Genomic DNA, 19,955 nt, shown 5'->3' with positions numbered 1-19,955 from the left:
CTCCCCCACGGCCCACGCCCCGAACGGCACGTACGCCCAGGTCGTGAACGCCGCCTCGGGCCAATGCCTGGAGGTGTCCGGCGGCTTCGACAACGGCACCGACGTCGTCACCGCCCCCTGCACCGCCGCCCCCACCCAGCGTTGGCGCGTCGACACCGGCCGCGGTGTCGTGCAGTCGTCCGCGGACCCCGGCTTCTGCCTGGACAGCCGCGGTTCCGTCGACAAGGGCGTAGGCATCTGGGACTGCGACTCGGCCGACGGCGACCACGGCGACAACTTGCGCTTCACGGTCGACGCCGACGGGGTCATCCGCCCGGCGATCGCCATCGAGACGGCGGTCACTCCGGACGGGGACGGCGGGCTGTCGCTGGAGCCGCTGACCGGGGGCACGGCTCAGCAGTGGCGGGCGGGGGCGGAATGACCCGCCCCTCCTGACGCCGTCGTACGACGTCCGGAAGCCCGCGTACTCGTACTGGATCGCCGGCGTCAGGACTGGTCGTCGCCGAACATCCGGGCGGGTCAGACCACGCGCGCCGCGCCCCCCAAGACCCCCGCGACCAGCGGGCCACCCATGGCGACAGTCCGCCCACGTCGACAATTCGCCCGCGTCAGACGTCGGCGGACACTGTGCCGCGGATGAGGTCCGCAGCCCGTTCCGCGATCATGATCGTCGGTGCGTTGGTGTTGCCCCTGACCACGGTCGGCATGACCGAGGCATCGACCACCCGTAGCCCCGCCACACCGTGCACGCGCAGCTCGTGGTCGACCACCGGGCCGATCGCGCAGGTGCTCGTCGGGTGGTACAGGGTCTGCAGCTCGCGCCGCGCGTAAGCCAGTAGGTCGGCGTCGCTGTCGGACGGCGGCGTCAGGAAGTCCAACCGGCGGTGGAGGCGCAGGGCGGGCTGTCCGACGATGTCCAGTACCAGCCGCAGCGCCCGGATCGCTGTGGCCCGGTCCTCCGCGGTGGACAGGTAGTTGTGCAGGATGCGCGGCTTGGCGCTGGGCAGCGTCGAGCGCAGCGTGACCTTTCCGCGGCTGGTGGGTGCGAGCAGCACCGCGCCGATGTGGAAGGCGTGGTCGGTGGCGGCTCCCAGCCCCTCCTGGTGGAACATGACCGGTACGGCGTGGATCTGCACGTCCGGGGCGTCGAGACCGCCGGTGGTGCGGAAGAACCCGCCGCCCTCACCGACGTTCGAGGTGAGGGGCCCGCGGCCTTCGGCTTCCAGCAGCCGGAGGTTCTCGGAGGTCTCGGCGGTGAGCAGGGATTCGGTGTCGGTGAGATGGACGACGGCCAGATGCGGGTGGTCCTGGAGATTCTCGCCGACCGGCAGGTTCACCTTGGGGGTGATGCCGAGGGCCGCGAGTTCGTCGGCGACGCCGATGCCCGAGAGCATCAGCAGCTGGGGTGAGTTGTAGGCGCCCGCTGAGAGGACGATCTCCCGTTCGCACCGAAGTTCCTGCGTCGCCCCGTCCCGGTCCACCTCGACACCGACGGCACGTTCCCCGTCGAGGAGGACGCGGGTGCACTGCACCCCGGCGAGCACGGACAGGTTGGGCCGTTCGACGGCGGGCCGCAGGTAGGCGTCGGCCGTGCTGCACCGCAGGCCGCCGCGCTGGGTGAGCTCGTAATACCCGACGCCGTCCTGCTCAGGGCCGTTGAAGTCGGGGTTGACCGGATGTCCCGCCTGCTGAGCCGCTGCCAGGAAGGCGTCGATGAGGGGGTTGCGGGAGCGCCCGGGGTTGACCGGGAGCGGGCCGCCGGCGCCGTGCCATTCGGAGGCGCCGGCGTGGTGGTCCTCCGATCGCAGGAAGTACGGCAGTACGTCGTTCCAGCCCCAGCCCTTGGCGCTGACGGCGGCCCATGAGTCGTAGTCGCGGCGGTGGCCGCGGATGTAGACCATGGCGTTCATCGAAGAGGAGCCGCCGAGCATGCGGCCGCGCGGTAGATAGCGGCGCCGGCCCTCGAGGCCGGGCTCCGGCTCGCTGAGGTAGTCCCAGTCGTACTTGGTCCGGAACAGCTTCGAGAACGCGGCCGGAACGTGGATCTCCTGGGCGTCGTCGGCCGGGCCGGCCTCCAGGAGCAGGACGCGTACGTCGGGGTCCTCGCTGAGCCGGGCGGCGAGCACACAGCCCGCGGATCCCGCACCCACGATGATGTAGTCGTACATGGTGTGCCCTCTTTCTCGGTGGCCGGTCACGCGGTCAGTACTGGATGGCCTTGGTCTCCAGAAACTCCTCGAAGCCCAGGCGCCCGGCCTCCCGACCCACGCCAGACTGCTTGTAACCCCCGAACGGGGCAAGGGGGTTGAATGCGCCACCGTTCACGTCGACCATCCCGCCCGGATCCGGCCGGCAACCGAGCGCACCCGTTCGGGATCGCCCGACTACACGGCGCCTGCGAGGCCGTAGGGCGTGTCGCTGGCGATCGCCACGGCCTCCTCCTCGGTGTCGTAGAGCAGGATCGACAGGACGGGTCCGAAGATCGTGCCGCCTTCCGTGCTACCGGGGTGGCGACGCGGTCGAGCCGCAGTTGCGCGCCCCTCCTGGCGGTGCGGGGGGCGAACGGCGACGGCCGCGTAGCCGGCGGGTTCGTCACCGTGGCCGGGCGAGAAGGACGGCGACATCGTCGTCCGGGGACGTGGGGAGCAGTTGGGTGAGCAGGCCGTCCCGGACCTCCTGCAGCGTCTGGCTGGGCTCGCCCAGGGCGCGGGCCAGCAGCCGCATGCCGTGGTCGACGTCGTGGTCGTGACTCTCGATCAGTCCGTCGGTGTAGAGGACGAGGGTCGCGCCGGGTCGAAGCGAGACCTGTTCTGACTCGAAAGGAGCTTCGTGCGGGGCGCCCAGCGGAGCGCCGCAGCTTCCGTGGAGGAACCGGACGGCGCCGTCCGCGTCGGCCAGCACGGGTGGTGGGTGACCGGCACGCGTGATGACGCAGGTGGAGGCCGCCCGGTCGTAGACGGCGTAGACGCAGGTGGCCAGTTCACTCTCGCCCAGATCGGTGACTGCGTCATCCAGGTGGTGCAGCAATCGGTCGCCGGGAAGGTCTTGCAAGGCCAGGGTGCGGGCCACGGTGCGCAGTTGGCCCATGACCGCCGCGGCACGGATGCCGTGTCCCATGACATCGCCGATGATCAATCCGATTCGGCCGCCGGGGAGGGTGAAGGCCTCGGTCCAGTCTCCGCCCACTTCGTTCTCGCGGCTGGCCGGCACGTACCCGCTGGCCAGTTCCAGCCCGGGCACCGTGGGCAGCGGCCTGAGGAGGCTGCGTTGCAGGGTGACGGCCGCTTGGTGGCGGCTGGCGTACAGGCGGGCGTTTTCGATGTTCAGTGCCGCGCGGGCGACCAACTCGTCGACGAGGACCGTGTCCTGCTCGTCGAACGGTTCCCCGCCGGCGCGGGTCGCGATCACCAGGCCGAGTACCTTGCCTCGGGCGGTCAACGGGATGACCCGTGCGATGCCCGGGACGCCGCGACCGAAGAGCGCCGCAGGGGGCTCGGGGTACCCGTCGTCCATCAGGGGCAGAGGCAGCGGCACCGTCCCCGAGCGCCGTTCGGCGAGAACCGTGGCGTACACCGACCCGGGTGGGATGCGATGCGTCATCTCAGGGGCCGACAGCCGCGCTGGTGTGGCGGGGCCGGCACCCGCCGTGGCCAGGCAGTGCAACAGGTCGTGGGCGGATGCGCCCACATCGTCGGGGGCGAGCACTTCTTCCAGCAGCAGGACCACGGCGGTGTCGGCAAGCTGCGGTACGAGCAACTGGGCCAGCCCACGGGCCGCGTGCCGCAGATCCAGCGTGGTCCCGATGCGCTCTCCGGCTTCGGCCAGTAGCGCGAAGCGCTGACGTGCGCGCTCGGCCCGCACATGGTCCGCCTGTCCCTCGGTGATGTCGATGACCGAGGCGATCACACCGAGGGCTTCACCGCCGCTGCCGGTCAGCGGAGCGTAGGAGGACGACCAGATGTGGTCCTGCCCGGGGGAGGCGGCGGTGCGGCCGGTGCGGCGGTCCAGCACGGCACGCCCAGTCTTCAGCACGTCGCGCATCAGTGCTTCCACCGCAGAGGGATCGAGACCCGGGACCACCTCGTGTATCCGCTTGCCCACGTGCGCGGCAGCCGGTCGGCCGTTCATGGCGGCCAGGGCATCGTTGACTCGTACGTAGCGCAGCCGGCGGTCGAACAGGGCCAGACCGATCGGCGACTGAGCGAACAGCCCCTCCAAGGCCGCCAGCGAATCCCTCATCCGCCCCACCGCAGAGGTCTCCGCTGCAATGACCAGCGTGCCGGGCCGCCCCGCGGGATCCGTGATCGGCGCGATCCACATCTCCATCTCGACTGTGTGGCCGTCCTGGTGCCGAACAGGGTAAGCCCCCACCGCCGACTCGCCTGCCAGGGACCGGTCCCTGAGTTCCTTGGCCAGTTCCCGGTTGTATTCCGGAACCAGCAGCGCCAGTCCGTCACGGCTGATGATCTGCTCCGCTCGCCAGCCCAGCAGGTCCTGCGCCGCCAGCGCCCACAACCACATGCGTCCCTCGTGATCGACCGCCCACACCGCTACCGGCAGCAGGTGCCCGAACACGCCCGGATGACCGACCGAAGGCTGCCCTTGCCCCGATGTGCCGCCCCCCGGATCCGCGCTGTGTAGGACCATGCTCGACCCTGACCAGTGACGGGAACGGAGCTCGTCGGGCGCCCGCTCCCGCACCCTGTATCGATATGTCGTGGATAGCGTTGGCGCGAAGATCGCGCTACAACGCGCAAACCATGCTATAGCCCATATTTCCCCCTGCCTCGCCGGGAACCTGTCATGGGGCAGCCGAGGCGACGAAGGAGGCCGACCAGGTCAGGTACGGCCACAGCTTGTCTGACAGCTTGGTCAGGGTGAGCGTGGAGCGCGGATATGACTGTCACGCCTCGTGTGCCATGAGCCTCCTGGCCTGTTCCACCGGGGCCTCGCCTGCCCAGCCCCAGTTTCCGGGCGGGGCCCTTCGGACCAAGTGCACAGATCGCGCGTGGCCCGGGTCTCTACACCGTGTGCCGTCGTCAGTACGGCGGCAACGTCAGCCGAAGCGTCGGCGGGGAGAGGTCCACGGGGTGACGCCATAGGCTGCGGCTATGACCGAGATCAAGCCCCCCTACTCCCGCCTCAGCATTCGACCTGCTGCTGGCCGGTATCCAGCGCTTCGTCACGGGCAGCCCCGAGCACCCCAACCAGGACGCCACCCGCCGGGCCGAGATGGCACCGTCCCAGCAGCCCTTCGCCGTGATGTTCGGCTGCTACGACTCCCGGCCGGCCGCCGAGATCATCTTCGACCGCGGCTTGGGCGACCTGTTCGTGGTGCGCACCGCCGGCCACGTCATGGGCCCCGAGGTGCTGGGCAGCATCGAGTGCGGCGTGGACGTGCTGGGCTGCCCGCTGGTGGTCGTCCTCGGCCACGACTCATGCGGCGCGGCTTGCGCCGCGCTGGAGGACGGCATGACACCGGCCGCTTACATCCGGGATGTCGTGGAGCGGGTCACCCCCAGCGTGCTGGCAGCGCGGGCCGCCGGGCGGGTCGAGCCCGAAGACGTCCTCACCGAGCACATAGCGGGGCCCCGCGGCGCGCCGGAGGCGGTTGGCGATCGCCAGTCCCAGCCCCTCCTCCACCGGCAGGGATGCGGTGATCAAGTCGCACCCCTGCGCGTCGAATCGGCGCAGGATCCCGTACAGCCCTCACGCGTAGGCGGGCATCGCCCCGGGCACCATCACCACGGTGTGTGCCTGCACCGGAGCGTCGGCGAAGGGGGTAGGCAGAAGGAGGCCCACCCGGTGCCCCAGCTCCTGCGCGAGCTCCGGTTCGGAGACGACCTTCGCGGCTAGACCAGGACTACCTGCGCGCGCGGCGCATAGTGCGACGGATGCTGACCGGGCACCCGGACATGACTGGTGGCGGGGAACCGCGAGCGAGCACCGAGTACCGCTTGAGCACCGAGTACCGCTTCCAGGTCCTCGCGCGTCACCCCGCCCGGCCGAAGGATGCTAGGGACCTCACCCCTGGCGTCGACGATGGCCGACTCCGGAACCTCGTCAGAACAGAACCGGTCAGTCGGGCGGCCTCCGTGATGAGCGTCCTCTCCACGGACGCCTTCACCTTTCCTTCGCGCTGGGGAGCTTCAACGCGGCGATCTACCTCGCCGAACTGATCACGGATGGGGAGCGGCACGTCCCCATCCTTGAGTCCGCCGTCGGGCTGATGCTCGCAGGCTGGATTGCCGGACCGGTAGGCAGTACCGAGAATCCGGTCCCGGCCTCGGCTGTGCACCGTAGACCCGCCGGCCACCCGTCCGGGAGGGCCTGTGCACAACGACGATCGGCACACCACTCACCCGCCCAGCCTGCCCGCAGATCATCCGAGAGCAGTCAGGAACGACATGCCGGCCCCGTCATCAGGCCGGTCGATGCAGAGCAACAAGAGCGCGCTCCGCTCCCTGAGCCTTCACGCGCCAGGAACGCCGTGTCTGTCAGCGCTGGAGATCGTTTCACTAGGATCGCGTACACGGACCCGAACCTGAACGCGATCGCTGAGGACTCCGGCGTCCGCTGCCCGGTCCAGAGTCCAGCCGTAGCCCGGTCCCGTAACCGCTCTGGTGGGACCGGCCTACTTGCTGCACGGGCGACGCCCGAAGACGCCCTCGAAGCCTGCGCAGCCGGAACGCCGTAGCCGGCGGGATGCCGGCGGGCCGCTGCACCATTTCCAGTCGGCGGAGGATCCTGGAATGCGGCTTCAGCTCTCGCTGCGGAGGACCATCATCTGCCACGGCTGCCAGTTGGACAGTCGCCATTCCCCCGCCAGCGGTTCTGGACCGGGGTATGCCCGGCTGCCCTGCCTGGTCCACCTCCGGGACACTGTCAGTAGGCACCCTGCCGACGCAGGGAGCGCGGTCGACCGTCGGGATCGGCGACGACCCGGTAGAGCGGGTCGGTCAGGGCCCGTGTGATGCGGGACAGATGCGGCGGGTGATAGGTGCGCAGCCGTCCCGACGGTCGTGGACCGCGACGGCCGCCGTCGTGCCACGCGTCCAGAGCGGCGGCCGAGTCGGCGTAGGCCGCAAAGGCGCGGCCCGGGTCGCAGAGTGCAGCCGCTTCCCCGTCTCCGCCGCGGTCAAGGTGTTCGAGATTCAACGACAACCGCAGCTCGCGCGCGAAGACGCGGGCGCCGTCACCCAGGCCGCCGGGGTCCATCGGTTCACGGGGGTCACGGGTCTCGTCGAGGACAGCGCAGCTGAGTTCCGAATCGTGGGTCCAGGAGCGCCGGTTGACGTTGTCGGAACCGACCGAGGCCCAGACATCGTCGATGACACAGACCTTGGCATGGACGTACACGGGCGTCCCGGCGTGATTCTCCAGGCTGTAGACGGCCACCCGGTCACCGCCGCCCCGTCGCAGGACTTCCAGGGCGCGGATCCGGCCCAGCAGATTCATCGGTGTGCTGATCCGCCCTTCTTGGTCCGGAAGTGGCGGCAGGACGGCGATCATCCGCAGGCCCGGATGATCTGCGAGAGCCTGAGCGAAGGGCTGGACGGCACTCTCTGACCACAAGTACTGGTCCTCTAGGTAGATCAGTCGGCGTGCCCGCCGCAGGGACTTCATGTAGGCGCGGGCGATGCTGCGTTCACCGTCGGGAGCGAACGGATAGCCCCTGAGGCGGTTCGGGTAGGTGCGCAGGATCTGGACCGTGTGGGAACCGCGGGGGCCCGGGTCGGGTTGCTGTACCGGGAGCGGATCCGCCTGGGTGTCCTCGCCCCTGAGTGCCGCCCGCAGCCGGCTGCGCGGGCTTCGACTGAGCGGAGCCGGGTCCGTCCACCGCTCACGGAACGTGGCCTCGACATCGCCCACGGCGGGCCCACGCACCGCCAGCTGGACGTCATGCCAGGGCGGACGGGAACCGTAGGCATCGGCAATGCGTTGCGCCTGCGGGTCACCTTGATGGGCGGCGTCGTCCCGACGGCTGTGGCACAGATCGATCCCGCCGACGAAGGCGACGTCCCGCTCGGGCCGACCCGGGTGGCGCAGCACCACGAACTTTTGATGGTGCGAGCCACCCGGCCGCACCCGCATGTCGAGCAGGCACTCCCCTCCCGCCTCCTCGATCTCCTCCCCCAGGTGATAGTTCTCCTGTTCGCTGAACTGGAACCGATCCAGGTGCGAGCGCCACACCAGCCCCTTCACGACGACACCCCGACGTGCGGCGTCGCACAACACGTCGCCGATAGCACTCTTCGGACCATCCAGCAGCTCGTCAGGGTCACCCCGCCAGTCCGTGAACATCAATATGTCGCCGGCCCGCTGCGCCCGCACGGCCGCGAGCAGCTCGGCGAAGTACACCGCCCCATGTACCAGGGGGCGGACGTCGTTGCCCGTGGACCATGCCGCACCGTCAGCATGGCGGCGGTCCACCCTCGACGCGGGATTCCCCCGCTGAGCGGGGGTGAGCAGCCAGTCGGCGCGTTCCACGTGGCAGCCCTTCCAGCCGACGGCCCTTCCGGGATCTCCTGGTAGATCCGTTACCCCCTGAACGCGTGACCACGCGATTCCTACTCCGCCAGTCCCGCGGAGACGTGCCAATCCCCTCGAATCGTGGAGACCTTCCTATGCAGCCAGCCCCTCACCGAGGCTGGCCCAGTAGTCGTATTCGTAGTCGATCGGGCTCTGAACCGCCGATGCCCTCAAGAAGTAAGACGGCACGGTCGCCGTCACCATCGAAGCCGTCAGCTGAGACCCACCCGGAACGTGGGGGAGGCGAATGACGCGACCGGCGGCGAATATCGCCGCTTTCGTCGGCTCGACCGTCCGCGGCCGCTTCGACGGCCGTCCGGTCCGCATCCGTCTCATCGGTGATCCGCTCACCGGCGACTACCTCACTGCGGAGCTCCCGGTCTGCTACCTGTAGCCAGGCCGGGCCGCCGGTCCGGTCACCGCCTGACGGCCCCGTCTGCGGGCCGTCAGGGCTGGCGCCGTGCGTAAGCGCGGCAACCGAGCGGTGATCCCGGTCCGGCGGACCAGCGAGGCCACCGGCTGCGACGGGGCAGCTGGGGCGGCAGACCGTCGGCCTTCGACCGTGAGACCTACAAGCAGCGCAACACAGTAGAGCGGTGTATGAACCGCCTGAAACGGTGGCGCGGTATCGCACCGTTGAAGCACCCGGCCCGGCGGCATCATCTCACCGCGGCCGCCGACCGCAAGTTGCGGAATCCGTCAACTGGTCAGATCGTGGAAGAGAGACCGTGGAGGACCGCACCGTGCCGGACCGGCGCGCGGACGCCTGGTATCTGGAGCGGCAGCCGCGACCACCACGGCAGACACGCGGTGGTGACCCTGGAGATCACCGGCCGCCGAGTTCGTTGACGTATCCCTCTCGGACAAGGCGACGTCGTTCGCGTGGCCGCCCCACGGCGCTCCCTCCGGATCAACGCATCGGGAGGAACACCGCAATGATCAAAGGGGCCGACGCACCCGTTCAGGGCGGCCCCCGCCGGAGCCCTCGATCTCCCTACTCTCTTCCGGACTCATCATGCCGATGCTTCTGATACAGGGTTCCTACGTGGTCAAGGGGACCCAACCGGACGGCGACACTGTCCACTTCACGCCTGCGAATCCCAGTGAGTGGGATCTCGTCGGCGGTCCTGGCGGCCGCCGGGTCCAGCACAGCGTGACGGGTCAGGCGACGCTACGGCTCGACGCGATCGACGCGCCGGAGACCCACTACGGACCGGATCGCGTCCACCAGCCCCTGCGGTTCGCGCACGCGGCGCGGGACGAGTTGCTGACACGGCTCGGCTTCACCGACGTCCAGCGCCAGGACGAGACCGTCACCGCCAGCGCCCCGGACACGGCACCAGGGTTCATCCTCACCCGAGGCAGCGACGTGCACGGCCGCTGCATCGCTCTCGCGGGCAGCGCCCCCCGGGACCCAGCGGTCTGGAGATCGACGTCGACGAGTCCGTCCTGCGGATGACGGTGAATCACCACATGGTCGCCGCGGGCCTGGCCTACCCGACGTTCTACCGAAGTCTGTTCACCAGTCTCCGTGCCGAGCTGGCGACCGTGGCCCGTCAGGCACGGGAGTCCGGCCAGGGTCTGTGGCCGAGCGACGTGACGACGACCGGCGCGAAGATCACGGGTCTGACCTCGCTCACCGAGGACATCGTGATGCTCCCGAAGCTGCTCCGGCGCCTGGTGGACTACCTCGGGCTCGGCAACGGCTCGCTGGCCCACTTCCTCGCCTTCCTGGCCGGTGTCCAGGACCGCTACTCCATCCTGCCCACCGGTGAGCGGCGCGCGGGCCTGCAGCACGTCGTGGAGATCACCGACGGTCAGACACTGAAGATGACGCATCCGGCCGAGGATCTGATCTTCGACGAGGCCTGAAAACATCGGCACGGCGTGCTGGGGACCTCGGCGCGCCTGGTGTGCACCAGCGCAGAGGCCTTCCCGACTGCGGCACTCGCCGCGACCAGCGCTACGCGGCGAGTCGGTGTGCGCGCTCGTGCCGAAGCCCTTGTCGCGCCTTGGAACTGCGCGGCTGGCTCCAAGACGTCCACACCTTGTCGCTGCAAACGGCTCAGGCGCCGTCCGGTACCCCCTGCGGATCGGCGGCGGCTGCGGAGAAGTCCGCCGCGGCGGAGGCTCGGCCCACGGCCCCTGTGGGAAAGGGCAGTTCGAGCGCAGTTCGCTGTCCGGTACGTCGGCGGGTACTGCAGCACGGCGGCCGCCGCCCTGGCGGGGGGCCTAGACGTGGCCGCGATCGACCGTGTCCGGCCTAGACACGACCGAGGACGGTTCCTGGCCCCGGAGCGGCTCACAGGTGCGGGGTGCAGCCGCCGGTTCACGCGGCGCGCTCATGAATTCAGTCATGCCAAGATCGCCTTCGAGCGGAAGATCGCCGACTACGCCTACGGCCCAGCGAGTTCTGATCCCTCAGCATGCGGCCCGCCTACTGGCCGCCGACCCGCACTTGCGTACGCTGCTCAGCTAGGGTCCGTCTTCAAAGATCGTCGGGTGCTGGATCATGGTCAGGTGTTGCGTCGCCATGAACTCACCGATCACGAGTGGAAGTTACTCGCTCCGCCGATACCCCCGCACCGGCCCGGGCCGACCGCGCTGCATGCCCGACCACGTCGCAGCAGACAAGGCCTACAGCTCCCGCGGCTTCCGCGCCTACCTACGGAAACGGGGCATCGCACACACCATCCCCGAGAAGGCGGAACAACAACGGCATCGCTGCACCCGCGGCCGCCACGGCGGCAGACCACCAGGATTCGACCGGCAGATCTACCGTCGACCCAACATGATCGAGCGCTGCTTCAATCGGCTCAAGGGCTTCCGCGGCATTGCCACCCTATACGAAAAGATTGCCACCTCCTACGAGGCAGCGGTCACTCTCGCGTCATTCGTGCTCTGGCCAAGATCCGTTCGAAGACGGACCCCAGGCCGCTCACTTGGGCGTTCGCCTGGGCTGCGGACGAGGCAGTGGCCCAAATCCTTGGGTGTGTTGGCAGGTCGGAGTGCCGTGGAGCCGGGTGGCAGGGCGCCGCGTCAGCGTTGGAGCGGGGAAGCAGATCGCGCGGCCGGTGCCACTCGCGCAACTGCGCCTCGTCGACGTCGTCAGCGATCGGCTTGGTGGCATGCCAGGGCGGGGACCTCTTCGAACGTCCAGGGAGTCGTCGTGGGTCGTATCCCGGTCAGTTCTCCTGCGGCACGGCCATCTCACCTAGGCGTGACCAGTCGTCCTGGGGGACGGTCACGTTCACGATGCGGGGTGTCTCGGCGAGGTGACGTGGCAGTGTCTCGCGGGCCGTCCGGAAGTGGTCGGAGCCGACGTGCGCTGCGCCGGCCTCGTCGTCGCGGAACGCCTCGATCAGGACATACTCCGTCGGGTCGTCGACGCTGCGGGACCATTCGAACCACAGGCAGCCCGGTTCGGCGCGGGTCTCCCGGGTGAACTCCCCGGAGATTTCGGGCCAGGCGTCCGCGTACTCGGGCAGGACGCGGAACTTCGCGGTGATGAAGATCATCGATGCTCCTCACAGACGGTGCGTGTGCCCGGTGGTCCCGACCCTGTCGGTGTTCCAGCTCAGGGGACGAGGATCGCGCGTCCCCGGACCCGGCCCTCGGCCAGGTCGGTGAGGGCGTCCTGGAAGCGGTCGAGCGGATAGGGGGTGGTGTGCAGGCGGACCCGCCCCTGGGCGGCGAGCACCATCAGCTCGCACAGGTCGTTGTAGGAGCCGACGAGGTTGCCGATGAAGTTGATCTCGTTGGAGATGATGTCGATGGTCGGCACGTCGATGTTCTCGCCGTACCCGACCACGTGGTAGTCGCCCGCGCGGCGCAGCATGCGCACCCCGTCCTGGGTGGCGCCGCCCTCGCCGACGAAGTCGATCACCACCTCCGCTCCCTGGCCGCCGGTCAGCTCCAGCACCTGCTCGACTTGTCCTCCGTCGGCGACGACACCGTGGTCGGCGCCGATGGAGCCGGCCAGTTTCACCGCGTCGGGGTTACGGTCGACGACCACGATCTCGGCGGCTGTCAGGGCTTTGAGTACCTGCACGCCGATGTGCCCGAGCCCGCCGGCGCCGATGACCACGCAGCGGTCGCCGGGCCGCAGCTTCCGGGCCGCCTTGGCCACGGCGTGGTACGCCGTGAGGCCGGCGTCGGCCAGGGCCGCGACATCGGCCGGCTCCAGGGAGTCGTCGATGCGGACGACACTGCGCGCGGAGGTCTTCAGGTACTCGGCGTAGCCGCCGTCCGTGTCGATGCCGGGGAAGAGGCTCTGCTCGCAGTGGACGTCGTCACCGGACCGGCACGCCCGGCACAGCCCACAGGTGATCAGCGGGTGGACGATGACCTTGTCGCCCTCGGCGACGTTGGTGACGGCGCTGCCGACCGCGTGCACCCAGCCGGCGTTCTCGTGCCCGATCGTGTAGGGCAGCGTGACCCCGGACTTTTCCGCCCACTGCCCTTCCAGGATGTGCAGGTCGGTCCGGCACACACCGGCGCCGCCGATTCTGACGACCACGTCGTACGGGCCGGTGACCGAGGGTTCCGGCACGTCGTTCATCTCGGGATTGCGGCCGTAGCCGACGACCTGGACTGCCTTCACGAGGCCTTCTCCCTGGCAAGCGGTGCGGGCCGCGGATCCGTGGCCCGGGGGGACTGGTCGGCCGCGGCCTGCGGGTAGCGGGTTCGCAGCAGGCCGCGGCAGAAGTGGGCGTTGCCGTCGATCGAGATGCGGACCGCGCGGGCGTACCGCAGGCGCAGCGGAACCTCGCCCGGCGGGAAGGGGTGCCCGTCATCGTCGACGAGGACGGGCTCCGACGGTGCCGTGCCCAGTCCGAGCGCCTCGCGCCGGCGCAGCAGCGCGCGGGTCGCGGCGGTGTCGGGCAGGTCGCCGAGCACCACGTCGTGCAGCTTGTCTTCGGTGAGTGCGGGGGCCTGCCGCAGCAGCGCGGTGAGGGCCCGCTCCATCGCCGCGGCGTGGGCCTTGCGCCGGAAGACGAGCCGCAGCCGCTCCAGGCTCTCCTCGGCCTCGTCGCCGAACGTGCCCCGGTACCCGGCGTCGGCGGCCAGGCCGCGGTTGATCAGGTCGGAGTCGTGGTGGTCGTCGAGCAGGACCGTGACCGAGCCGACGTCCGGCAGGGCGGCCAGGACGTCCTTGGCGTCGGAGGCCATGAGATAAGCGAAGTTCGGGGAGCAGAAGGAGGTCGGCAGCCGCAGGTGCACCGTCAGCCCGCGGTCGGGGTCGGCCTCGACGGAGCGGACGAAGCCGAGGTCGGTGATGGGTTCGTCCAGCTCGGGGTCGAGGACCACGTTGAGCGCCTGCCTGGCCCGCTGCTCCAGGCTCTGGGTGAGCATGTCACGCCTCCGAGGGCTGCGCCGCGACGGAGGCGGCCCCGGCCGGGCCTGAGGCCTCGCTCGCGGCCGGACCCGGGGCGGTGGCCGCGACCTCGGCCCCGGGGGGCACGGGGATGCCGTACATGGCCGCCGCGTACATGGCCGCCGCGTTCAGGCCGAGGATCTTCTTCTTCTGCTCGACGGTGATCGGCGGGTACTCGTCCTGCATGTTCTCGGGGATCTGGAAGTCCACGAACCGCTCGATCAGCCACCGGGGCGTCCACAGCGCGTAGTCACTCGAGAACTGGATGCGGTTCTCGTCCAGCCAGTACAGCAACTCCCCGATGATCTGCGCGAAGTAGCGCGGCCGGGTGTGGATGAACGGGATGGCGACCGCGAGTCCGGCGTGCACGTTGGGCTCCTGGGTGGCGATCCAGCAGAAGTCCTCCAGCCGGGGCAGCCCGCAGTGCTCGACGACGAAGTTCAGCTCCGGAAAGTCCGTCGCGGCCTTGTCCACGTCCGCGACGTCGAAGGCATCCCGGTCCAGCGGCCGGATCGTCGGCCCCTTGTGGACGTGGATGTTCTTGATGCCCAGTTCCTGAGCCATCTCCAGGTAACGGTAGGACCACGGGTCGTCCAGCTTGTAGCCGCGCGAGTCCCCGTGCCACTCCGCGGTGTAGAGCTTGGCACCCTTCAGCTGGAACCGGTCAGCGTCGCGCCGTAGCTGGTCCAGCCCCCGCTCCTCGTACCGGGGATCCCAGCAATGGTTGTAGGTGAGCTTGTCGGGATGCTGCCGGGCCAGCGCGGAAGCCTCCTCCGTCTGCCCGAAGCCGGTGCGGTAAAAGGCGCTGAGCAGGGCGGGCTGGAAGATCGCATGGTCCACGTACCCGTCGACGAAGAGGTCCTTCATCAGCCGCTGCCCGCCGTAGTAGAGGTACTCCTCGTACGGCCACACCTCCGATTCGGGGCTGAGATTGCGGTGGTAGTCGTAGAAGCAGTCGATGAACTGCTTGCCGTGGATGTTGAGCTGGTTCTCGGGGCGTGCGTCCCACAGCGCGATGTGCGCGTCCACGATGAAGAAATTCTCGCCGTCCTTGCTGTACACGTCGGCCTCCGTCCCTCTGAATGCCTCGTGCCACAAAAACGACGGTAGGCACGGAGCCGAGAGACTGCGAGTCGTGGCTGTCCCACGTCGAGACGACCGGGCGAGAGCACCACCCCGCCACCGCGATCAGCCTGCGCCGCTTTGGGGGGGAGATCAGCTTCGACCACCGGTCCGCGCCCGATGCGCGGGGGGATGTGGCGTGTACGGCCCAGGTGGTCACCTACGCCGGGCCCTCCGACGCAGGCCGAGTACGCCGAGCGGGCCGAGCTCGCCCGCGCCGAGCTCGCCTCCGCCCTCGGCAGCGCGCCGAGCCCGGAGGCCGAGGCGAGGGCCAAGGCCCTGCTCGAGCGTCTGGATGGCGCCGCGCACAACCCGCAGACGGCCGCGTAGTGGCGGGGATCGCGGTCGTCCTGGACCACACGACCGCAGGTGCGTTGTACGACCCGAAGGATCCGTTCAACGAGGCGGTCGCCGCGTTCTACGTCCAGGCCTCCGGCGGACTCGGTGACCTGTACGCGCCGGTCCTGTCCCTGACGGCCGGCGACGCCGAACGGCCCGGGCTGCTCGGCTACATCAAGGGGCTGCGGTTCATCCGGATCGAGGCGTTCGACACCGACGCCGCGGTCACCGCCACCGAGTTGTTGCGGTTCGGGCACTCGTGGGCCGCCGTCCACGCCATCCACGCCGCCCGGCCCTCCGCCGCCCACCGCGGCGGACGGTATCTACTCACCGTGACGCCCAAGGCGTACGCCGGCACCGGCGTCCAAGCCGTCCACCCCGACCAGTAACCGCCCGGCCACCCGGCCGCACACCGACACGATCGTCGCGTCGACCCAGGTTTGGCCGACCGCGACCTGGCAGCCACGAAGACCCGGAGCTGCTCTCGCCGGGAGCAGCACTGCCCGCCCGGGGCGGGTGTTGTTCTGACGTGCCCGGGCCGCTGCCAGGCGGCCAGGCCACCTCGATACCGGGCGCGGGTAGTCGCGCCCGGTATCGGTGCAGCGGCGGGCGGCCGCGCTTACCCCTCATGTGCGGGAGCGGGTCGGGGCTTGGTGGTCTGCGCGGTAGAGGTCGATGGCGAGGGCGACGGCGGCGCGGGTGGCGGGGTGGGGGTCCTGTCGGCGCCAGATGAGGTGGACGGGGACGGGCTCGGCGTCGCGCAGGGGGCGGTAGGTGATGCCGGAGGGTCGGTATTGGGCTGCGGTGGCCTGGGGGGTGACGCCGACGCAGCGGCCGGAGGCGATGGCGGCGAGCCAGTCGTCGATGTCGTGGACGTGCTCGGCGGCGGGCCGTTCGGTTTCGGGCCACAGGTTCAAGGTGGTGGTGCCGGTGCGGCGGTCGAGGGCGAGGGTGCGGGTGGCGACTTCGGCCAGGCGGATGCTGCGGCGGCGGGCCCAGGGGTCGTCGGAGGCGAGGGCCAGGTAGCGGTCCTCGTGGCCGACGAAGGCATGTGCCCAGGGTGTGAGGTCGAGGGCGCTGCGGATGACCACAAGGTCGCACAGTCCTTCGGCAAGCCCTCCGGTGGACGAGTTGTGGCGCACCAGCCGGAGCTCGATGTCGGGGTGGTCGTGGTGCCAGCGGCGCTGGAACTCGGTGGTGTGACGTCCGAAGGCCGACCAGGCGTGACCGATGTGCAGGCGGCTGTGGCCGGAGGCGGCCTCGGCGACGAGTTCGTCCGCCCCGGCCAGCAGCACGCGGGCTCGGGCGAGGACCTGCACACCCGCCTTGGTGGGCTCGACCGTGCGACTGGTGCGGTGCAGCAGTCGCACTCCCAGAATCTTCTCCAGGGCGAGCACGGTGCGGGATACCGCGGCCTGGGAGACGCCCAGCTCCAGGGCCGCGTCGGTGAAGCTGCCGGTGTCGACGATGGCGACCAGGCAGCGCAGGTGCCTCAGCTCCAGCCCAGCACCGCCGTCTCCACGGGAATCCATACGCTCAGCGTATCGATAGTCGGCTCGATGCATTTTGCGCATCACGGGAGGAGGCGCACGGTGAGGAGATGAAGACCTCACAGGACCTCCGCGTAGATGCGGATGCAGTGGGCCGGGGCGAGAACCGCTCGCTGAGCGGCTCGCTCTCGGTACGGCGCGGCTTTGCCTTGCTCGCTTTCGCCGGAATCGCGTGGGGAACCACCGGCGCGGCCGTGGAGGTCATCTTCCGGACCAGCGACCTGGGGCCTATGGCCATCTCGTTCTGGCGCTTCCTGGCCGGAGCGGTGCTGCTGCTGCCCGCCTGGGCACTGCGCCGGCCCTGCCGGGAACCGCGTGCGCCGCAGCCTGTGGAGCGGCGGACGCTGCTGCTGGTGGGCACGGGAGTGGGGCTGGCCGTCTTTCAGACCGCCTACTTCGCCGCCGTGCGGGACACCGGGCTGGCGGTGGGAACCATCGTCACGCTCGGTGCTGCCCCGGTGTTCACGGCTGCCAGCGGGCGCCTGTTCCTGGGCGAGCGCATCGGCCGAGTCGGAGTGCTGGCCGTCGCCGGGGCGCTGGCCGGACTGACCGTGCTCGTGCTGGGCAACCAGCCTGGCGTCGTCCGCCCCGCGGGCGTGGCGATGGCGCTGCTGTCCGCCGCCGGTTACGCCGTCTCCAACCTGCTGGGCCGGTGGACCGGACGGCACGGCATCGGCGAGGACGCTTTCACCCTCACCCTGTTCTCCTTCCTCATCGGCGCCGCCGTGATGCTGCCGCTGGCCGTCCACGAGGGCCTTGTCCCGAAGGGCGGGGACCTCACCGAAGCGGCGCTGTGGATGCTGTACATCGCCGCCATCACCACGGCACTCGCCTACCCGCTGTACTTCGCCGGCGTCGCCGTGCTCAGGGCCGCCACCGCGTCGGTGATGATGCTGCTCGAACCGGTCAGCGCCGCCGTCCTAGCCGTGCTGTTCCTTGGCGAACAGCTCACCGCGGCCACCATCGCGGGCACGGTGATCCTCCTCGGGGCCATCACCGCCCTCGCCCTCGCCGAGTCCCGCCTACCGGCGACCACTGATCTCGTTCACGGCCGTGCCGCTCACGTTTCGGTGCGCCGCTGAGGTCCGCTGCCACCCGACGCTGTCGGTAAGCGGGCCGAGGCCGGGCCATCGCGGTTGTCTTCGCGGTCGGGCACGAATCGGTCGGGGTTCTTGAAGCGGCTGGGATCGCGGTTGTCTGCGGCGATCATGAGCCGGACCGGCGATCCCTTGGGGATGGTGACGTCGGCGATGTCGATGTCGGCCAGGGTGACGTTGTTGGGGACGAACTGGACGGGCGGTTCGTAGCGCAGCACTTCCTCGATGAGGGGGACGGTCAGCTCGGGTTCCGCTGCAGGTCGTCGGGGTGGCGCAGCAGGGTGGGTGGCGTTGGTGATCAGGTTGACGGTGGTTTCGTGGCCGGCGACGAGCAGCAGGATGGCGGTGGCCACCAGGTCCGCCGGGGTCATGCTGCCGCCGGGGCCGGTGTCGGGGGCGAGGGCGCTGAGGATGCCGGGGCCGGGGTGGCGGCCTTTGGTGTCGATCAGGTCGGCCAGGTAGGCGCCCATTTCCTTGCGTGCCTGCTGCTGATCGAGGCCACCGCACGTTTCGCCATGGAACTCGGCTTCCACGTCACCCTTGTCACTGACGCCACCGCAGCCCTCAGCCCCGAGATGATGCACGCCACTCACGAACTCAATGGCTCCACCTACGCCCAGGCCATCGTCACCACAGAACAACTCATCGCCGCACTCGGGATGCCAGCGCCACTTGGGCCCACCGGCCCCGGTGGTGAGGTCAGCCGCCACTGAGCTGCCGCCTGCAGGTCCCCTTCCAGGTGCTTGGGGTAGCCGGGGATCGCCGGTGCCTGAACGTCCTGGGCGCTGGGTTCGGGGGCGGGTCGGGTTGCTGCTCGGCGGCCGTGACCGCCTCGGCCAGGGCCGCGGCTGCATCGTCGAGCAACTGCTGTTGCCGTCCGCGCCGATGTGGGACAGGCGGTGCAGATAGGCGCGGGCTGCCTCGTTGGCGGGGTGTCCGGGGCGGGGATGGGCTTCGGCCACATGGGCAGTCGCCGGGTGCACGGTGATCAGGTGATCCAGGATGCTGCGCTGTGCGTCCTCGACGAGTGTGTCGAGCTGGCCGGTCTCGAAGCCGAAGGCCAGCCGGTGGAAGAGGGCGAGGGCGGCCAGCAGTTGGGCGGTCTCGCCGTGGGCAGGTTCCTCGGCGAGGGCGAGGGCGTCCAGCATCTCGGCGGCGCCGGTGCGCAGCAGCACGGCGCCTTCGGTCTGTGGGTTGGTGAAGCGGGCGGTGAGGTGCGTGAGCATGTCCTCGTCGGGGAGGGTGCCCAGGGCCAGGGTCCAGATGTGGCCGCCGTGCTGCCAGGAGGCAGGTGAGGGCTCTTCCGGCCGGTACGGGGGGGGTCGTCCGCCTGGACGTAGCGCAGGCGGTGATCGAGCCAGTCGGCCGCGTCGGCGGCCAGCGCGTCGCGGAGGCTGCCGGGTATGCGGGCCGCCTTCGTGTGCCAGGGCGGCCAGGGCCTGCTCGGCGTCGGCCATGAGCTCGCGTGGTCGAAGCGGCCGCCAGGTGGCGCCACCGTCATCGCTGACGTGGCCGGTCACCGCGAGGTTCTCCCCGCGCTCGGTCGTCAGGTACCAGCGCATGGCCACGATCGGATCGTTGATCAGCAGCCCGGGTCCGTCGGGGCCGGGCAGCCACGGGTGGGTGTACACGCTGGACAGGGCGTAGAGGCGGTCGGTGTCGGGCACGCGGCATCTCCCTGGTCCCGGTGGTGTGCCGTCTGGGCGGGCTGTCGGTTCAGGCTGCCGCGCGCCGCGCCGCACATCGCTGTCGCGGGCGAGCGTTCCCGTGGTGCGGGAGTGCGGCGCTCGCGGCTGCCTGCGGCGATCCGCCAGGCGGTCGGCGGCCGGCGTTCACCACTGGCGGCCGGGAGTGAGGCTGGACGCACGCCGGAGCCGGGGAGGGGGGCGCGGGCGTGCCGGCGCCCGCCCGGGATGCGTGGAGGGCCCGGGCGGGCGC

General features: G+C 70.1%; 20 protein-coding genes and 3 pseudogenes. 11 read left to right on the top strand and 12 right to left on the bottom strand.

The window, feature by feature from the left end; translation table 11 throughout:
- Nucleotides 1–421: RICIN domain-containing protein (locus V7E45_RS26635; protein ID WP_333776737.1), on the top strand; the 421-nt coding region annotated here is incomplete at its 5' end.
- 187 nt (nt 422–608) lie between these two features.
- Here V7E45_RS26635 and V7E45_RS26630 read toward each other — a convergent pair.
- Genes V7E45_RS26630 through V7E45_RS26620 form a run of 4 tightly spaced genes read right to left on the bottom strand, consistent with a single transcriptional unit; the run spans nt 609 to nt 4,575 of the window.
- Entirely contained in the window at nt 609–2,168 is a 1,560-nt protein-coding gene (locus tag V7E45_RS26630) for a GMC family oxidoreductase (RefSeq protein ID WP_333776736.1), read from the bottom strand.
- A 34-nt stretch (nt 2,169–2,202) separates the two neighbouring features.
- A complete protein-coding gene (locus V7E45_RS40700) occupies nt 2,203–2,334 on the bottom strand; it encodes an aldehyde dehydrogenase family protein (protein ID WP_443056218.1) in 132 nt (43 codons plus the stop codon).
- A gap of 50 nt (nt 2,335–2,384) precedes the next feature.
- Entirely contained in the window at nt 2,385–2,624 is a 240-nt protein-coding gene (locus tag V7E45_RS40695; protein WP_443056217.1) for an aldehyde dehydrogenase family protein, read from the bottom strand.
- Nucleotides 2,593–4,575 carry a SpoIIE family protein phosphatase gene (locus V7E45_RS26620; protein WP_333776735.1) on the bottom strand — a complete coding sequence of 661 codons (1,983 nt, stop codon included), beginning with the start codon at nt 4,573–4,575 and terminating at the stop codon, nt 2,593–2,595. The genes V7E45_RS40695 and V7E45_RS26620 overlap by 32 nt, the downstream gene beginning before the upstream one ends.
- A gap of 657 nt (nt 4,576–5,232) precedes the next feature.
- Between V7E45_RS26620 and V7E45_RS40690 the strand changes: the two genes are divergently transcribed.
- Nucleotides 5,233–5,856 (top strand): carbonic anhydrase, encoded by a 624-nt coding sequence (locus tag V7E45_RS40690; protein ID WP_443056216.1) that lies wholly within the window; start codon nt 5,233–5,235, stop codon nt 5,854–5,856.
- Here V7E45_RS40690 and V7E45_RS26610 read toward each other — a convergent pair.
- Nucleotides 5,853–5,996, bottom strand: a complete 144-nt coding sequence (locus tag V7E45_RS26610) for a Sua5 family C-terminal domain-containing protein (RefSeq protein ID WP_333776734.1) — start codon at nt 5,994–5,996, stop codon at nt 5,853–5,855. The two genes, V7E45_RS40690 and V7E45_RS26610, sit on opposite strands and share 4 nt — an antisense overlap.
- A gap of 889 nt (nt 5,997–6,885) precedes the next feature.
- Complete coding sequence (locus tag V7E45_RS26605) at nt 6,886–8,490, bottom strand: phospholipase D family protein (protein ID WP_333776733.1); 1,605 nt, start codon at nt 8,488–8,490, stop codon at nt 6,886–6,888.
- A 289-nt stretch (nt 8,491–8,779) separates the two neighbouring features.
- Between V7E45_RS26605 and V7E45_RS26600 the strand changes: the two genes are divergently transcribed.
- From V7E45_RS26600 to V7E45_RS26585, 4 genes and pseudogenes are all read left to right on the top strand, one after another.
- Nucleotides 8,780–8,926 (top strand): hypothetical protein, encoded by a 147-nt coding sequence (locus tag V7E45_RS26600; RefSeq protein WP_333776732.1) that lies wholly within the window; start codon nt 8,780–8,782, stop codon nt 8,924–8,926.
- Between the two features lie 69 nt (nt 8,927–8,995).
- Nucleotides 8,996–9,165 (top strand): annotated as a pseudogene (locus V7E45_RS40685) (IS5/IS1182 family transposase); the annotation flags it as partial.
- A gap of 382 nt (nt 9,166–9,547) precedes the next feature.
- Nucleotides 9,548–10,404 (top strand): annotated as a pseudogene (locus V7E45_RS26590) (thermonuclease family protein).
- A 640-nt stretch (nt 10,405–11,044) separates the two neighbouring features.
- Nucleotides 11,045–11,425: pseudogene (locus tag V7E45_RS26585) on the top strand (transposase); the annotation flags it as partial.
- A gap of 292 nt (nt 11,426–11,717) precedes the next feature.
- On the opposite strand, the gene V7E45_RS26575 reads toward V7E45_RS26585, so the two are convergent.
- Genes V7E45_RS26575 through V7E45_RS26560 form a run of 4 tightly spaced genes read right to left on the bottom strand, consistent with a single transcriptional unit; the run spans nt 11,718 to nt 14,971 of the window.
- Nucleotides 11,718–12,050: a putative quinol monooxygenase gene (locus V7E45_RS26575; protein ID WP_333776731.1), complete on the bottom strand. Its 333-nt coding sequence runs from the start codon at nt 12,048–12,050 to the stop codon at nt 11,718–11,720.
- 59 nt (nt 12,051–12,109) lie between these two features.
- On the bottom strand, nt 12,110–13,135 hold the full coding sequence (locus tag V7E45_RS26570; protein WP_333776730.1) for an NAD(P)-dependent alcohol dehydrogenase: 1,026 nt from the start codon (nt 13,133–13,135) through the stop codon (nt 12,110–12,112).
- Entirely contained in the window at nt 13,132–13,887 is a 756-nt protein-coding gene (locus tag V7E45_RS26565) for an iron-sulfur cluster assembly protein (RefSeq protein ID WP_333776729.1), read from the bottom strand. The genes V7E45_RS26570 and V7E45_RS26565 overlap by 4 nt, the downstream gene beginning before the upstream one ends.
- Before the next feature lies 1 nt (nt 13,888).
- Nucleotides 13,889–14,971, bottom strand: coding sequence for an amidohydrolase family protein (locus V7E45_RS26560; protein ID WP_333776728.1), 1,083 nt, complete (start codon nt 14,969–14,971; stop codon nt 13,889–13,891).
- A gap of 192 nt (nt 14,972–15,163) precedes the next feature.
- On the opposite strand from V7E45_RS26560, the gene V7E45_RS26555 reads away from it, so the two are divergent.
- Both V7E45_RS26555 and V7E45_RS26550 read left to right on the top strand, forming a co-directional pair.
- On the top strand, nt 15,164–15,361 hold the full coding sequence (locus V7E45_RS26555; protein ID WP_333776727.1) for a hypothetical protein: 198 nt from the start codon (nt 15,164–15,166) through the stop codon (nt 15,359–15,361).
- Nucleotides 15,361–15,759 (top strand): hypothetical protein, encoded by a 399-nt coding sequence (locus V7E45_RS26550; RefSeq protein WP_333776726.1) that lies wholly within the window; start codon nt 15,361–15,363, stop codon nt 15,757–15,759. Before V7E45_RS26555 ends, V7E45_RS26550 begins: the two co-directional genes overlap by 1 nt.
- Nucleotides 15,760–15,996: 237 nt before the next feature.
- Here V7E45_RS26550 and V7E45_RS26545 read toward each other — a convergent pair whose 3' ends face one another.
- Entirely contained in the window at nt 15,997–16,902 is a 906-nt protein-coding gene (locus V7E45_RS26545) for a LysR family transcriptional regulator (protein WP_333776725.1), read from the bottom strand.
- 68 nt (nt 16,903–16,970) lie between these two features.
- On the opposite strand from V7E45_RS26545, the gene V7E45_RS26540 reads away from it, so the two are divergent.
- Complete coding sequence (locus tag V7E45_RS26540) at nt 16,971–18,002, top strand: DMT family transporter (RefSeq protein WP_333776724.1); 1,032 nt, start codon at nt 16,971–16,973, stop codon at nt 18,000–18,002.
- On the opposite strand, the gene V7E45_RS26535 is transcribed toward V7E45_RS26540, so the two are convergent.
- On the bottom strand, nt 17,981–18,388 hold the full coding sequence (locus tag V7E45_RS26535; RefSeq protein WP_333776723.1) for a cytochrome P450: 408 nt from the start codon (nt 18,386–18,388) through the stop codon (nt 17,981–17,983). The genes V7E45_RS26540 and V7E45_RS26535 overlap by 22 nt on opposite strands.
- On the opposite strand from V7E45_RS26535, the gene V7E45_RS26530 reads away from it, so the two are divergent.
- Both V7E45_RS26530 and V7E45_RS26525 read left to right on the top strand, forming a co-directional pair.
- A complete protein-coding gene (locus tag V7E45_RS26530; protein WP_333776722.1) occupies nt 18,299–18,730 on the top strand; it encodes an isochorismatase family protein in 432 nt (143 codons plus the stop codon). The two genes, V7E45_RS26535 and V7E45_RS26530, sit on opposite strands and share 90 nt — an antisense overlap.
- Before the next feature lie 279 nt (nt 18,731–19,009).
- Nucleotides 19,010–19,312 (top strand): hypothetical protein, encoded by a 303-nt coding sequence (locus tag V7E45_RS26525; protein ID WP_333776721.1) that lies wholly within the window; start codon nt 19,010–19,012, stop codon nt 19,310–19,312.
- Nucleotides 19,313–19,955 lie beyond the last annotated feature (643 nt).

The organism is Streptomyces sp. IBSBF 3136, assembly GCF_036815105.1.
Classification (GTDB): domain Bacteria; phylum Actinomycetota; class Actinomycetes; order Streptomycetales; family Streptomycetaceae; genus Streptomyces.
The sequence above is the reverse complement of the archived record's forward strand: the minus strand, read 5'-3'. Positions and strand labels throughout refer to the sequence as shown.

Excerpts from the sequence above, each read along its gene's own strand:
- V7E45_RS26545 (WP_333776725.1), bottom strand. The coding sequence starts at position 16,902 with ATGGATTCCCGTGGAGACGGCGGTGCTGGGCTGGAGCTGAGGCACCTG.
- V7E45_RS26565 (WP_333776729.1), bottom strand. The coding sequence starts at position 13,887 with ATGCTCACCCAGAGCCTGGAGCAGCGGGCCAGGCAGGCGCTCAACGTG.
- V7E45_RS26555 (WP_333776727.1), top strand. The coding sequence starts at position 15,164 with ATGTGGCGTGTACGGCCCAGGTGGTCACCTACGCCGGGCCCTCCGACG.
- V7E45_RS40695 (WP_443056217.1), bottom strand. The coding sequence starts at position 2,624 with ATGTCGCCGTCCTTCTCGCCCGGCCACGGTGACGAACCCGCCGGCTAC.
- V7E45_RS26600 (WP_333776732.1), top strand. The coding sequence starts at position 8,780 with ATGACGCGACCGGCGGCGAATATCGCCGCTTTCGTCGGCTCGACCGTC.
- V7E45_RS26630 (WP_333776736.1), bottom strand. The coding sequence starts at position 2,168 with ATGTACGACTACATCATCGTGGGTGCGGGATCCGCGGGCTGTGTGCTC.
- V7E45_RS26575 (WP_333776731.1), bottom strand. The coding sequence starts at position 12,050 with ATGATCTTCATCACCGCGAAGTTCCGCGTCCTGCCCGAGTACGCGGAC.
- V7E45_RS40690 (WP_443056216.1), top strand. The coding sequence starts at position 5,233 with ATGGCACCGTCCCAGCAGCCCTTCGCCGTGATGTTCGGCTGCTACGAC.
- V7E45_RS26540 (WP_333776724.1), top strand. The coding sequence starts at position 16,971 with ATGAAGACCTCACAGGACCTCCGCGTAGATGCGGATGCAGTGGGCCGG.
- V7E45_RS40700 (WP_443056218.1), bottom strand. The coding sequence starts at position 2,334 with ATGGTCGACGTGAACGGTGGCGCATTCAACCCCCTTGCCCCGTTCGGG.
- V7E45_RS26535 (WP_333776723.1), bottom strand. The coding sequence starts at position 18,388 with ATGACCCCGGCGGACCTGGTGGCCACCGCCATCCTGCTGCTCGTCGCC.